At 34.4% G+C, this 14,019-nt stretch carries 12 protein-coding genes; 4 read left to right on the top strand and 8 right to left on the bottom strand.

Annotated features, from left to right (window positions below; all coding sequences use genetic code 11):
• Positions 1 to 76 precede the first annotated feature (76 nt).
• Positions 77 to 490, top strand: a complete 414-nt coding sequence (gene aroQ, locus PQO00_RS13365; protein ID WP_274185346.1) for a type II 3-dehydroquinate dehydratase — start codon at positions 77 to 79, stop codon at positions 488 to 490.
• Between the two features lie 192 nt (positions 491 to 682).
• Here aroQ and lpdA read toward each other — a convergent pair whose 3' ends face one another.
• A complete protein-coding gene (gene lpdA, locus PQO00_RS13360) occupies positions 683 to 2,059 on the bottom strand; it encodes a dihydrolipoyl dehydrogenase (protein ID WP_274185345.1) in 1,377 nt (458 codons plus the stop codon).
• 194 nt (positions 2,060 to 2,253) lie between these two features.
• On the opposite strand from lpdA, the gene PQO00_RS13355 reads away from it, so the two are divergent.
• The gene (locus tag PQO00_RS13355) at positions 2,254 to 3,537 is read left to right on the top strand and encodes an NAD(P)/FAD-dependent oxidoreductase (protein ID WP_274185344.1); all 1,284 of its coding nucleotides are present in this window, start codon (positions 2,254 to 2,256) and stop codon (positions 3,535 to 3,537) included.
• Positions 3,538 to 3,893: 356 nt separating this feature from the next.
• On the opposite strand, the gene PQO00_RS13350 is transcribed toward PQO00_RS13355, so the two are convergent.
• Both PQO00_RS13350 and msrB read right to left on the bottom strand, forming a co-directional pair.
• Complete coding sequence (locus tag PQO00_RS13350) at positions 3,894 to 4,451, bottom strand: DUF1572 family protein (protein ID WP_274185343.1); 558 nt, start codon at positions 4,449 to 4,451, stop codon at positions 3,894 to 3,896.
• 74 nt (positions 4,452 to 4,525) lie between these two features.
• The gene (msrB, locus tag PQO00_RS13345; RefSeq protein WP_274185342.1) at positions 4,526 to 4,999 is read right to left on the bottom strand and encodes a peptide-methionine (R)-S-oxide reductase MsrB; all 474 of its coding nucleotides are present in this window, start codon (positions 4,997 to 4,999) and stop codon (positions 4,526 to 4,528) included.
• A gap of 163 nt (positions 5,000 to 5,162) precedes the next feature.
• Here msrB and PQO00_RS13340 point away from each other — a divergent pair, with 163 nt between their 5' ends.
• Positions 5,163 to 5,978, top strand: coding sequence for a M48 family metallopeptidase (locus PQO00_RS13340; protein WP_274185341.1), 816 nt, complete (start codon positions 5,163 to 5,165; stop codon positions 5,976 to 5,978).
• A gap of 570 nt (positions 5,979 to 6,548) precedes the next feature.
• A complete protein-coding gene (locus PQO00_RS13335; protein ID WP_274185340.1) occupies positions 6,549 to 7,862 on the top strand; it encodes an MFS transporter in 1,314 nt (437 codons plus the stop codon).
• Between the two features lie 427 nt (positions 7,863 to 8,289).
• On the opposite strand, the gene PQO00_RS13330 is transcribed toward PQO00_RS13335, so the two are convergent.
• From PQO00_RS13330 to metE, 5 genes are all read right to left on the bottom strand, one after another.
• Entirely contained in the window at positions 8,290 to 9,021 is a 732-nt protein-coding gene (locus tag PQO00_RS13330) for a head GIN domain-containing protein (protein ID WP_274185339.1), read from the bottom strand.
• A 26-nt stretch (positions 9,022 to 9,047) separates the two neighbouring features.
• A complete protein-coding gene (locus PQO00_RS13325; protein ID WP_274185338.1) occupies positions 9,048 to 10,130 on the bottom strand; it encodes a hypothetical protein in 1,083 nt (360 codons plus the stop codon).
• 119 nt (positions 10,131 to 10,249) lie between these two features.
• On the bottom strand, positions 10,250 to 10,819 hold the full coding sequence (locus PQO00_RS13320) for a hypothetical protein (protein WP_274185337.1): 570 nt from the start codon (positions 10,817 to 10,819) through the stop codon (positions 10,250 to 10,252).
• Entirely contained in the window at positions 10,812 to 11,372 is a 561-nt protein-coding gene (locus PQO00_RS13315) for an RNA polymerase sigma factor (RefSeq protein ID WP_274185336.1), read from the bottom strand. The genes PQO00_RS13320 and PQO00_RS13315 overlap by 8 nt, the downstream gene beginning before the upstream one ends.
• A gap of 305 nt (positions 11,373 to 11,677) precedes the next feature.
• On the bottom strand, positions 11,678 to 13,990 hold the full coding sequence (gene metE / locus PQO00_RS13310) for a 5-methyltetrahydropteroyltriglutamate--homocysteine S-methyltransferase (protein WP_274185335.1): 2,313 nt from the start codon (positions 13,988 to 13,990) through the stop codon (positions 11,678 to 11,680).
• Between the last annotated feature and the right edge of the window lie 29 nt (positions 13,991 to 14,019).

Below are 14,019 nucleotides of genomic sequence, written 5' to 3'. Positions count from 1 at the left end.
TGAAATGAGCAAAACACCTTTATGGCCCTGCTTTGAGGGTAGCTCGTTTCAAGATTTTTTTTATTATTTTTACGCCATGAAGAAATTGATAATAATTAATGGGCCAAATCTAAACTTATTAGGAAAAAGAGAACCTAATATTTACGGAAGTTTGTCATTTACTGAGTTTTTAGAGGAGGTTAAACAAAAATATACCCATGTAGAGATTGAATATTATCAATCTAATATTGAAGGCGAGCTCATTGATAAATTACATGAAGTTGGTTTTAGTCACGATGGTATTATTTTAAACGCCGCTGCTTATACGCATACTTCGGTTGGTATAGGAGATGCGGTAAAAGCTATTGAAACCCCTGTAGTAGAAGTGCATATTTCGAATACTTTTAGTAGGGAAGAATTTCGTCATCAGTCCTATATTTCTCCCAATGCTAAAGGCGTTATTCTCGGTTTTGGATTACAGAGTTATGAATTGGCTATTCAGAGTTTTTAAGAGAGCCCCACCTAGCCTCCCCGAAGGGGAGGGATTCTTACTCAAAACTATTAATAATAAAATGCGATTCTTAAATGTTCAAGAATCGCATTTTATTTTTTTACACTATAATTATAATCGTGTCCTATTCAACCGAGTGAAAGTTCCTCCCCTTCGGGGAGGCTAGGAGGGGCTTTGAGACTAGGAGGGGCATTACAAATGTATCACTTCATCATAAGCATCTGCAACAGCTTCCATAACCGCTTCACTCATGGTCGGGTGAGGGTGTACTGCTTTTAATACTTCATGCCCAGTAGTTTCTAGTTTTCTGCCTAAAACAGCTTCGGCAATCATATCGGTAACACCGGCACCAATCATATGGCAACCTAACCATTCTCCATATTTTGCATCAAAAATCACTTTAACAAAGCCATCTTTGTTTCCGCCTGCACTTGCTTTACCAGAAGCTGAGAAAGGAAATTTACCAATTTTAATATCCAAGCCTTTATCTTTAGCTTGTTTTTCGGTTAAACCTACACTGGCAATTTCTGGTGAACAGTATGTACAACCAGGAATATTTCCATAATCTAAAGCCTCCACATGTTGTCCGGCTAATTTCTCAACACATAGTATGCCTTCGGCCGAAGCGACATGTGCTAAAGCCTGACCAGGGGTCACATCACCAATGGCATAATACCCCGGGATATTGGTTTGATAAAAATCATTAACAATAATCTTGTCCCTATCTACTACGATTCCAATATCTTCTAGACCAATATTTTCGATATTTGATTTTATGCCAACGGCAGATAGAATTACGTCTGCTTCAAGAACTTCTTCGCCTTTTTTGGTTTTTACAGTTGCTTTTACCTCTTTTCCAGAAGTATCAACAGAAGTTACTTCGGCAGAAGTCATAATTTTTATACCGCTTTTTTTAAACGAACGTTCTAATTGTTTAGAAACCTCCTCATCTTCAACAGGTACCACATTAGGTAAATATTCAACGATGGTCACCTCAGTTCCCATAGAATTATAAAAATATGCAAATTCAACACCAATAGCACCAGAACCCACAACGATCATCTTTTTTGGTTGTTTCGGTAAGCTCATAGCTTCTCTATAGCCAATGACCTTTTTTCCGTCTTGTGGTAAACTTGGTAATTCACGAGAACGAGCGCCTGTTGCAATAATTATATTATCAGCACTATATTCGGTTCCATCAACATCAACCTTTTTTCCTGGCTTAAGTTTTCCAAAACCGTTAATAACGTCAATTTTATTTTTTTTCATTAAAAACTCAATACCTTTACTCATGCCATCTGCAACACCACGACTACGTTTTATAACGGCATCAAAATCCTTATCGAAATCCTTAACAGTAAGCCCATAATCTCCTGCATGTTTAAGGTATTCAAATACTTGGGCCGATTTTAATAAGGCTTTTGTTGGGATACAGCCCCAGTTTAAACATATACCACCAAGACTTTCTTTTTCAATAATAGCAGTTTTAAAACCTAATTGTGACGCTCTAATAGCAGTAACATAGCCCCCTGGACCGCTACCAAGAACAATAATATCGTATTTACTCATGTGTGATTTTTTAGGCTACAAATCTACAAAATCGAATTCGAATAAAGAATTTAGAAAGCCTTAAATTTACATCTTTGTATTACCTTTGTATAGCAAACATTTATATATAAAATAAGCATAACCAATGTTTTAACAATAATTTGGATTTTTATGCGAATTGAACGAGACCTAATTAAAAAGACAAAAGCCTGTTTATGAACATAAAAAGAACAAGTTTCCCTCGAATTGTTATTATTGGAGGCGGTTTTGCAGGAGTTGCTTTAGCAAAAAGGCTATCAAAACAAGATCTTCAGGTTGTTTTATTGGACAAGAATAATTATCATACATTTCAACCATTATTATATCAAGTATCTACAGGCGGTCTAGAACCAGATTCAATAGCGTATCCTATTAGAAAAATATTAAAGGACTTTCCTAATTTTCATTTTAGATTGGCAGATGTTGAAGAAATCGATCTTGTAAAAAACGAAGTTATTACGAACATAGGTGAACTTAAGTTTGATTATTTAGTGGTAGCTTCTGGTTCTAAAACTAATTATTTTGGAAATGCAGATATAGAGAAATATAGTATGGCTATGAAAACCATACCACAGTCTCTTAATTTGAGGAGTTTGATTTTGGAGAATTTTGAAGATGCTTTGCTAACTTCTGATTTAAACGAGCGGAATGCACTTATGAACTTTGTTATTGTGGGAGGTGGCCCTACAGGTGTAGAGTTAGCAGGTGCTTTGGCCGAAATTAAAAAAGGTATTTTGCCAAAGGATTATCCAGATTTAGATACCCGATTAGCGCAGATTCATGTGATTCAATCTGGCGATACTATTTTAAAGGGTATGAGTGCCAATGCTTCCCAAAAAGCTGAGGATTTTTTAGAGAAATTAGGCGTTAATGTTTGGAAAAATGTTAGAGTGACCAACTATGATGGGAAAACAGTAACAACTAATACCGATTTAATATTCGAAACCGCTACTTTAATTTGGGCAGCGGGTGTAAAAGGGGCATTGATAAAAGGGCTAGATAATGAAGGGGGGGTGACCAAAGAAAACAGGCTTTTGGTGAATGAATATAATCAAGTAAAAGGATTCGATCATATTTTTGCCATTGGCGATGTGGCATGTATGGTAAGTGACGAATGCCCAAGGGGTTTACCCATGATGGCACAACCGGCGATTCAGCAAGGAGATCAGCTAGGAGAGAATATTCTGCGATTCATAGAAGGACGACCTATGAAACCATTCACTTATAAAAATAAAGGTGTGATGGCAACCATTGGGAGAAACAAAGCGGTAGTCGATTTGAAGCGCTTTAAGTTTCAAGGTGTTTTTGCCTGGTATGTTTGGATGTTTGTTCACCTCTTTTTTTTAATAGGTTTTAGGAACAGGATGGTCGTTTTTGTTAATTGGGTATACAATTATGTACGTTTTGATAGAGAAGCTCGTTTAATTATTAGACCTTTTAAGAGGAAAGGTAATACCTAGTTCTATTCTTGCAGAGGTGCAAATACACAAAGATTATTGGGAACTATAACGCTTACGGAGGTGCTGAGTCCGTATAGGGATTTTTGGGAGCTGGAATTCTCGAAAAGGCGCAATGGCACAAAGTTATACCAATTATAAATTAAAATGAGCTACAGAAAACGATATTGCTTATTTGTTTTAGCCTGCTGCGAGTTATTTGCATAGCCTAAGCTATGGAAATGATGAGTAAAGTGATAAAACGAATTAATGAATGAGTTTGAATAGCGTATTTTAATTTATAATTGGTATTATTATTGAAAAGTAAAGCTTTAAACTAAAATAAAACGGACTGCTAATTGAGACAGAATGCGGCGACTTTATTGCAGATCATCTGTAAAATGGCGCCGCTCTTTTTCTTTACTAAATTTTTCTGCATTGTATTTGGAAGAATCTCCTTTTGGAATTGATAAAGATGGCCAATTTTTACCCTTTACCAGTTTTCCAAGAAAAACAATTTGTCCGATATGATAGGCATAATGGGCTAATTGTCTGTTAATGGCTTCTGTAACCGTATGGCCTTGGTTTCGAATATAAATAATGCGTTCTAAATCATTTTCTGTTAATGGTGTTATAGCATCAAATAGGCAGTTCCAACCTTTATCCCAACTTTCAATAAGTTCATCCTTGGAAGCATAGGTGTCCACAAATTCTAAATCGCGTTGCCGCCATTCTTTTTCACCATCTTCTGTTAAAAAGTTGGTCCACCTGCTTAGCATATTGCCAACTATATGTTTTACAATAATGGCCACTGAATTAGAATCTTCTGCAAACTCCTTTTGGAGTTCTTCTAGGCTCAGTTGGTTGAAAGTTTTATCACCTAAACTTTTATAATATTCAAATTGTTTAATGACGCTGGATAGATATGATGTTTGCATACCTTAAAAATACCCCATTAAAATTTAAAGTCCAAATATGACATCCAAATTTAATATATACGGGATTTGATCGTTTATTTCTTAGGAATAAATTTCAAGGCTGCACCATTGATACAATGACGTTTTCCGGTAGTCTCTCTAGGGCCGTCATTAAAAACATGTCCCAAATGGCCACCACAAGTGGCACAATGTTCTTCATCACGCGAATATCCCAATTTGTTATCTGAGCCAAAAGCCACATTGCCTTTAATTTCTCTGTCAAAACTAGGCCAGCCTGTACCGGAATCAAATTTGTGTTCACTTTTAAATAAGGGAGTGTTGCATGCCGCACATGCATAAACACCTTCTTTGTAGTTTTTATTTAGAGGACTTGAAAAAGGATGCTCTGTTCCGGCTTCTCTTAATACATAATATGCCATTTCGGATAATTGTGCCTTCCATTGGGCATCTGTTTTAGAAATTTTATAGGTTTTTTGTGCTTTTTTTTGGGCATTGCCATTACAATTAAAAAGTGTTATTGTTAAACATAATAGGATTAGCTTTTTCATTTTTAAAGGTTTTTTTTAAAGATATGTCGTATCTATTTAAGAAACATGACGTTTTTAATCTAGATATTTTTATTATATTTTATGTGACCAATAAAACTTAATAGTGTCTAAACTATTAAGATTCAAATTTTGTATTTTTATAGAAAATTATAAATTTTATATGATGAAATTAAAAAAAGGCCTTTTTGTATTTGGTACGATCATGTTCATATTATCATGTGCTACGAATCCATTTACAGGTAAAAAGACGATGGCGTTAGTGCCAAATTCTCAATTATTTCCAACGGCTTTTGCTCAATATGACCAGTTTTTAACTGAACATAAAGTCGTTACAGGAACAAAAGATGCAGCTATGATAACCCGTGTAGGGCAGCGTATTGCTGTAGCGGCAGAACGTTGGTTAAATGCGAATGGATACCAGGGCTATTTAAAGGATTACAAATGGGAATACAATTTGGTTAATGATGAAACGGTCAATGCTTGGTGTATGCCTGGAGGTAAAATAGTATTCTATACAGGTATTTTACCTATTGCAAAAGGAGAAACCGGAGTGGCAGCCATCATGGGGCACGAGGTGGCACATGCACTGGCAAATCACGGGCAACAGCGTATGAGCGCTGCTTATGTGCAACAAGGTATCGCAGTAGCAGGAAATGTTGCGATTAAAGATGAAAAATCCAGAAATGCGTTTAATCAATATTATGGTGTTGGATCTCAGGTAGGCGTGATGTTACCTTTTAGTAGAAGTCATGAAACCGAGGCGGACAAAATTGGTTTGTATTTAATGGCAATTGCCGGTTATAACCCTGATGAAGCTTCAGAGTTATGGAAGCGAATGAAAGCGAATAGTGGCGGGGGAGCACCACCAGAAATCTTAAGTACACATCCATCAAACGACTCTCGTATTGCAAATCTAAAGGCATTGGCACCTAAGGCTAAAGCGGAAGCTGAAAAATTTGGGGTGACTTCGTTTAAATGAGTTCAATGATTTCAGCCGAATTTAATGGTTTGTTATTACTCATTTCTTAACGTAGAAATAAAAATATTTATTTATTTTAGTGGGCTGCTCATAAAAGGGCAGCTTTTTTATTAGTGAAACTCAATTTTGGGAAGCCTGAAAAAGAAGCACTCAAAATGGTAAGTTGAGCTAATTTTGCATCATGTGCTGAACTTGTTTTAGTATCTTGCAGGATCTTTGGTTTAATACCTCGGCTGGCCCCGAGGATATTTAATCGAAAAGAATTCCTCGACGCTCAGCGTCGGGGTTTCCGTTGAAATTGTCATTCCCGTGAAATCGTAAGATTCATGAATTCATTAATATAAAATAGAAAACAATGAATAAAACGGGAATCAAAATAACAGAATTTCGGTTTTTGACCCTTAGGTCAAAACCTGTGCTCAACTTGATTGGGTATGAAACTAGTGAAATACCACTATGGCCCTGCCTCGAGGATAGTTCGTTTCAAGAAATTCTTTTATTAACCCCAATGTAGTTTGGGATCTCATATTAATGCGATAAAGATTTATTTATTATATCTAAGATAATTGTATGGAACAACTTAAAAAAGGAAGTAAAAAACTCTTAAACGCTTGGGCGTTTTACGATTGGGCAAATTCAGTTTATGCGTTAACTATAACTTCGTCCATATTTCCAATATTTTATTCGGCATTATTTCTATCTGAAATAAAAAATGTTTCGGCTTTTGGGTTTGAATTTAAAAGCACGGCATTAATTACTTTTGTTACCGCATTTACTTTTCTTGTGGTTGCTTTTATGTCGCCTATCCTATCAGGTATTGCCGATTATGTGGGTAACAAGAAAAGTTTTATGAAGTTCTTTTGTTATGTTGGCGGACTAGGCTGTATAGGTCTGTATTGGTTTAATTTAGAGCATATTCATTTAAGTTTATTATTTTATTTTATGGGCTTAATAGGGTACTGGGGGAGTTTGGTTTTTTATAATTCTTATTTACCTGATATCGCATTTCCTGAGCAACAGGATAGTATTAGTGCCAAAGGATTTTCAATGGGGTATATTGGAAGCGTTATTTTGTTACTTGTAAACTTGGGAATGGTGATGAGTCAGGATGATGGGGCAGATAAGATGCAAATGATGAGATACTCTTTTCTAACAGTAGGTTTATGGTGGATTTTATTCAGTCAATATTCATTTTATTATTTACCAAAAGGAGCTTCTTCGGGACACAAAGTAACGAAGGCTATTGTTTTTAATGGCTTAAAGGAATTACGGCTTGTATGGAAACAGTTAAAACAAGACTTAAGATTGAAACGTTATTTATATGCTTTTTTTGTGTTTAGTATGGCGGTACAAACTATTATGTTGGTTGCTGTTTATTTTGGAGAAGAAGAAATTGCGTGGGGTGGCGATAGTGAAAAAACAATGGGTTTGATTATAAGTATTTTAGTGATACAGATCGTGGCTGTTTTTGGAGCGATTCTAACATCGAGAGCTTCTTCAAAATATGGAAATATTAAAACTTTAATCGGCATTAATTTTATTTGGATGGCATTATGTTTTTATGCCTTTTTTATGGAAACTCCCGTACAGTTTTATATTGCGGCATCGATTGTTGGTTTGGTGATGGGAGGTATTCAGTCTTTGGCCCGATCTACTTATTCAAAATTTTTACCAGAAACAGAAGATACCACATCCTATTTTAGTTTTTATGATGTGGCAGAGAAAATAGGAATTGTTATTGGTATGGGAATCTTTGCGACCATAGATCAAATAACGGGAAGTATGCGAAATGCCATTTTGTTTTTATTTATATTCTTTTTGGCAGGAATCATTTTGCTTTTTAGAGTGCCAAAAATGTCGGAGATAAATAAAGAGGCTGTCTAAAAAGTGGGTTCTTCGGTCATTTTGAGCGTATTTTAAATTTATAAAAATGCTTCATGGCTAGCTTCGTGCTACCTTTAAACATATCGGTGCCTTGAAATTCAGTAATAATAATTAACAAGATCTCTTTGAGGAACCCCCGGGCGATTTTGAAAAGAAGTATTGTTTTTTATAGGGTTGTTTTACTACTATAAACAGGGTAGAGGAATTGTTGAGCTATAGTGATTTATTAGCCTATGTTTATGGCGTGGGAAAAGTTGTGAAGCAATGTATTTAAAACAGAAAGAAGAACCATGCCTAAGTCGTGCTAGACTAATCCTGCATTATGTGCAGCACTAGCCTGTGCAGAACAAGATCCGGCAGATCCCAGGTTTCATGTCCAGACCCTTGGGGCGATTTAAGGATCCAGTGCTGTCCTGGGTTTATCCTTTTATTGGCTAATACTTCCGGATCCGGCAACTTTGGAATCTACAATAGGGTTTCCTTTATAAACAATATCACCAGATCCCGCTACTCTTGCTTTTAAAGTCTCGTTGCTAACAACTTTAGCGTCTCCAGAGCCTGCAACAGAAACTTCTGTATTGTTAGCTTGTAAATCGAAACCATGAAAATCACCAGACCCTGCTACTTTGGCTACTAGATTATTCGTGTCTCCTTTTAACTTAAGATCTCCCGAACCTGATAAGGATGCTTTTGTAGATGATGCTTTGATATGAAGAATAACATCTCCAGAGCCAGCTAATGAAACATCTAAATGAGTTGCGGTTATGGCATCTTCATTCCATAAATCTCCAGAACCGGAAAGAGAAACTTTACTAATATCCTTAAACGGGATTGTAATTTTTATAGTTTTATTATTTCTGGATCTTAAGTTAACACCGTTTCTTTTTTTTACAATTAAGGTGTTGTTCTTAACTTCAGTAATAATATATTCTAGTAAATTTTCTTCTCCTTCAATTTTGATGTTTCCTTCAGTACCGTTTACAATTACAAAATCCATGTTTCCGGCACATTTTATGCCATCGTATTCAGGGGTTGTTCTGGTTATGCTTGTCACATGGCCGTTTCCTTTTATGGATTTTCCCAATTGGGCATACGATGTAGAAGCTAAAAGTAGCATTGCTATGATTAAGACTGTTTGTTTTTTGATTGATTTTTTCATGTATTTAATGATTTATTATTGATGAATTAATTTTTATAAAGCGAGACACTTCCATATTCAGATTCTATATTAATAGTATTTCCGGATGTTTTGTTACCATGATAGCCTGCATAGAATTTGTCTGTAGATTTTATAGTTTTATTAGTGAATTCTAACCCGTCACCATTTAAAGAGCCATACTCTAAATCTATATTGAAATTAAAATGATATGTTGGCGCGTAGCCTATTTTTATGCCGACATAATCAGATTTTATAGTGACATTCCCAGCATTTTCAGTCATCCTTTTTATCTTTATAGAACCGTAATCAGCTTTAATGGTTATGTTCTTGTAAACATCTCCGATAATGGCGGTTAAATAATCTCCATTTCCAGTAATATTGTTTGCTTTATCAATATTTATATTACCGTAGTCGCAATTGTAATGAACGTCTTCGGCTACTTCAATTTTGGAGTTGGTGTAGTCTGCATTAATGTTTAATTTATTGGTTTTTGAAACTGTAAAACCGCTATAATCAGCATTTATTTTTCCACTTTTTATATATTCAAAATAGCAATTGTTAGTATAATCAAAATTAATATTGTTCCCATCGGCCATTAATTCCTTGGTCGTTATTTTACCATAGTCACAGTTAATTTTTGCTACGCCTTCAAGTCTGTCTAAATTGATTGTTCCATAGTCATTATTTAGATCAACGTTGTTTGTGATTGGTATTTTTACCACATAGTTAATTTTCATATGTACTTTATTTTTTCTCCCCCAATTCCACCAGGAATCAGATTTTTTCGGAAAGTTCGTTTTTGCAGAAACAAAGTTTGATGAGGCCTCAAAATCTACAGTAATACCATCTAATTTATCTTGAACTTTTTCCTCATCATTACCCGTTGTTGTAATGGTAATTTCAAAAACTACTCTATTTTCATTCCATGTAATAATATCGATATTTCCATAGCTGTTATCTACGCTTAAGGAGGCATTAGGTGTTACAGAGTATTCCTTTTTGATTGTTTTCTTTTTCGTGTATTTGCCATTTGTTTCTGTTGATGCACTGGTAAACAGCGGTAGTACCAGAAACAAGATTAGTGTTTTAAATTGTAGTGTTCGTTTCATCTGATGGGTTGTTTTTAATTATTTCTTAGTGATATGCTTCGACCCTTCAACTTTAGTTTATACTGAGCGGAGCCGAAGTGCTCGGGGCAGGCTCAGATCGGTAAATGATTTTTGAATCATTAAATATCGATGTCAGACATTTCATGTGATGACTTATTTAATTGTTTAATGTTTTCAATTTGTTCTAAAGTGTTTTGTAATATGTCTATTCTATTTTGAAAGTTGGAAATCATAGCATAGATAACACGACTATCATTGCCGCTTTCGGTTAAATCTATTTTTAAGGATTCGTAATTTTTTTCCAATGCTTTTATACGAGCCATAGTATCTTGAATTAATGCTTGAACTTTTGGTGAATCTTCATTCTTGATTTTGTTTAATTCTTCTGCTATTGTAAGCGTAAAAAAGTTTTCTGTTTCCGCCATTTTAGGTGATACACTGGCTAATTCCCTATAGTTTGAATCTTGTCGAGAGCCTATAAAAAGTGCCACTAATAAAATGACAGAAGCGGCTACACCAATTAATGGTCTCCATAAACGACGCCTTTGTTTATCAACTTTAATTAGTTGTAGCTCGCCTTGTTTGTTTAATTTGTTTAAAAAACGTTCTTTATGGTTTGATTCCGGATTTTCTATATCGAAATCATTTTCATGGTCTTTAAACAGTTGTTCTAAAGTGTCTTTATTCATAAACCATTTGTAATTTTACCCTTAAGCTCTCTTTTGCTCTAGAAATAGTTGTTCTGCAATTAGCATAGGTCATGTTTAAAATGTGACTTATTTCTTCATAATCGTAACCTTCAATTAAATTTAAGGTTAAAACAATTCTATAATTATCCTTTAAAGACTTCATGGTATTTAAAATTTGCTTCACTTTTATATTTGCAAATTCGTAATTGCTTTCTATCCCATAGCTATCATCTTCTATTTTATATAAAATATCATCTAAAGGAACTTCTTTGTTTTTATTATTCTTTTTATGATAATAAATACTATTGTTTATAACAATTCGTTTTAACCAAGCCCCAAATATTTTTGATTCTTTAAGACTATTAAGTTTTGTAAAGGCCATTAAAAATGAATCCTGCATGATATCCTCTGCTACAAAACGGTTTTTTACAATTCTAAAAGAAGCATTGTACATGGCTTTATAATATCTGTTATATATTTCCAATTGTGCAGATTGGTTTCCAGATTTACAAAGCTCAACAAGCTGTTCGATATTTAATTTGGTTGGCGTCAAAAAAACAAATTGTTATAATATAGATTACTGTTATTGTATTTTGTTACAGTTTCACAAAAAAATCCTATATGCTTAAAGAATATAGGATTTTTATATGGAAGTGATTTAAACTTTTTTGATTGAAGCGAAAAATAGTTAGTTTTTATTCGTTTTGAAGCCTTTTTTGCACTTCATAGCAGCGTTACGAAGTAATAAAAAGACGAAAAAAGGATGAAAAGGAGCATTTTGCAGCCAATTGAAAAAAGTTTAAATCACTTCATGATTAAAATGAATAATTTTAAAGTTCTGTGGACATTTTATACCAATTATGCGATTTCCATTTCTCTTTCTCTAAGTTGTTTAGCTGCTTTTACAAGGTTTTTTAAGGCGGTTTTTGTTTCTGGCCAGTCTCTGGTTTTAAGTCCACAATCGGGATTTACCCAGATATGCTCTTTAGGTAAAACGTTTTTTGCTTTAATAAGTAAGTGTTCAATTTCTTTTACAGAAGGGACTCTGGGGGAGTGAATGTCATAAACACCAGGGCCAATTTCATTTGGGTATTTAAAATCGACAAATGCATCTAATAATTCCATTTCAGATCGAGATGTTTCGATGGTAATAACATCGGCATCCATAGCAGCAATATTATTAATAATATCATTAAATTCAGAATAGCACATGTGTGTATGAATTTGTGTTTCATCTTTTACACCACTTGCAGAAATTCGGAATGCATTTACGGCCCAGTCTAAATACTTATTCCATGCTTCTTGTCTCAATGGTAGGCCTTCGCGAATAGCAGGTTCGTCAATTTGAATAATTTTTATGCCGTTAGACTCTAAGTCAACGACTTCGTCTCTAATTGCTAATGCTATTTGATTGCATGTTACCTGTCTAGGTTGATCATTTCTAACAAACGACCATTGCAAAATAGTTACTGGCCCAGTAAGCATACCTTTAACCGGTAAGTCTGTTAAAGATTGTGCGTAAGCAGACCATTTTACGGTCATTTCATGTTCACGTGATACATCACCAAATAGAATAGGGGGTTTTACGCATCTACTTCCATAACTTTGCACCCAACCAAAACTGCTGAAGGCAAACCCATTTAATCTTTCTCCAAAATATTCCACCATATCATTTCGTTCAAATTCCCCATGAACTAAAACATCAATACCGGTTTCTTCCTGAAAACGAATAGAATCTTTTGTTTCTCTTGCAATTAGTGAATCATACTCTACTTGTGATAAAATTCCTTTTTTGAATTTGGATCTCCAACTTCTAACTTCTTTGGTTTGTGGAAATGACCCAATGGTCGTTGTAGGGAACAATGGTAAGTTTAGTGCTAATTTCTGCTTTGTTTGTCTGTTTTTAAATGTGCTTTTTCTTTGACTATCGGTATTATTTAATGCAAGTACTCTGTTTTTTACTTTTTCGTTATGAATTAATGAAGAAGCTTTTCTGTTTACATGCGCTATTTTGTTGTCTTTAAATTCTTCTTCAAACTCATTATAGTTAGAAGAAGCCAGCCCTTTTAGAGTTCTAATCTCCTGTAGTTTTTGTTTAGAAAATGCCAGCCATTGCTTTATTTCTGTGCTTAAGTTGCTTTCATTGGTTTCCAGGTCTAAATCATAAGGACAGTGGAGTAGGGAACATGATGTAGATATCCAGATGTTTTCTTCTCCAATTTTAGAAATAACAGATTTAATGGTTTGTAGAGAGTCATCAAAATTATTTTTCCAAATATTTCTTCCGTCAACTAAGCCCAAGGATAATTTTGTGTTGGTGTTATAATGTTTGGATTCTAAAATGTCATTTAATTGTAATGGGCATCTCACTAAATCTAAATGTATAGTGTCGATAGGCAGTTGTAGGGCAGTGTTTAAGTTATCGCCATAACAATCAAAGTAGTTTGCTAAAAAGACCTTTAAATTAGGGAATTTAGTGCTTATTTTTTTATAAGTAAATTTAATAGCATCTCTTTCTTGTTCGTTTAAATTTAAGGCCAGGCAAGGTTCGTCAAATTGAATATATTCAACATCTAATAATGTTAGTTGCTCAATAATTTCTAAATACACAGGTAGTAATTTTTCTAATAAGCTTAGTCTGTGAAAACCTTCCTCTTTTTCTTTTCCTAATAGTAAAAATGTTACAGGACCGATTAGTACAGGTTTGGTTTTAATACCTAATTCTAATGCTTCTTTGTATTCCTCGATTATTTTAGTTGAGAAAAACTCAAAGGTTTGTTCTTTTTCAAATTCCGGTACTATATAATGGTAGTTCGTATCAAACCATTTGGTCATTTCCATGGCGGTACAGTCTATTTCTTTATTCTGGATGCCCCTGGCCATTGCAAAATACAGATCCAGCTGGTTTCCATGCTTTAGCTTATCATAACGCTTGGGAATACATCCTACACTTAAACAAGTGTCAAGTACCTGATCGTAAAAAGAGAAGTCATTAGAAGGGATACTGTCGATTCCTGTATTTTTTTGAAGTAGCCAGTTTTCTTTTCTAATATGTCTACCTGTCTCTAAAAGTTTTTTTTGATTTGTTTTATCTGCCCAATAGGCTTCACTTACTCTTTTTAGTTCTCTTTCTTTTCCGATTCTTGGGTAGCCTAAAATTGTAGTTTTCATAAATTGATATTATTTTTTATGTCTAAGCA

It is taken from the genome of Flavivirga sp. 57AJ16, from assembly GCF_028736925.1.
Lineage (GTDB): Bacteria > Bacteroidota > Bacteroidia > Flavobacteriales > Flavobacteriaceae > Flavivirga.
The sequence above is the reverse complement of the archived record's forward strand: the minus strand, read 5'-3'. Positions and strand labels throughout refer to the sequence as shown.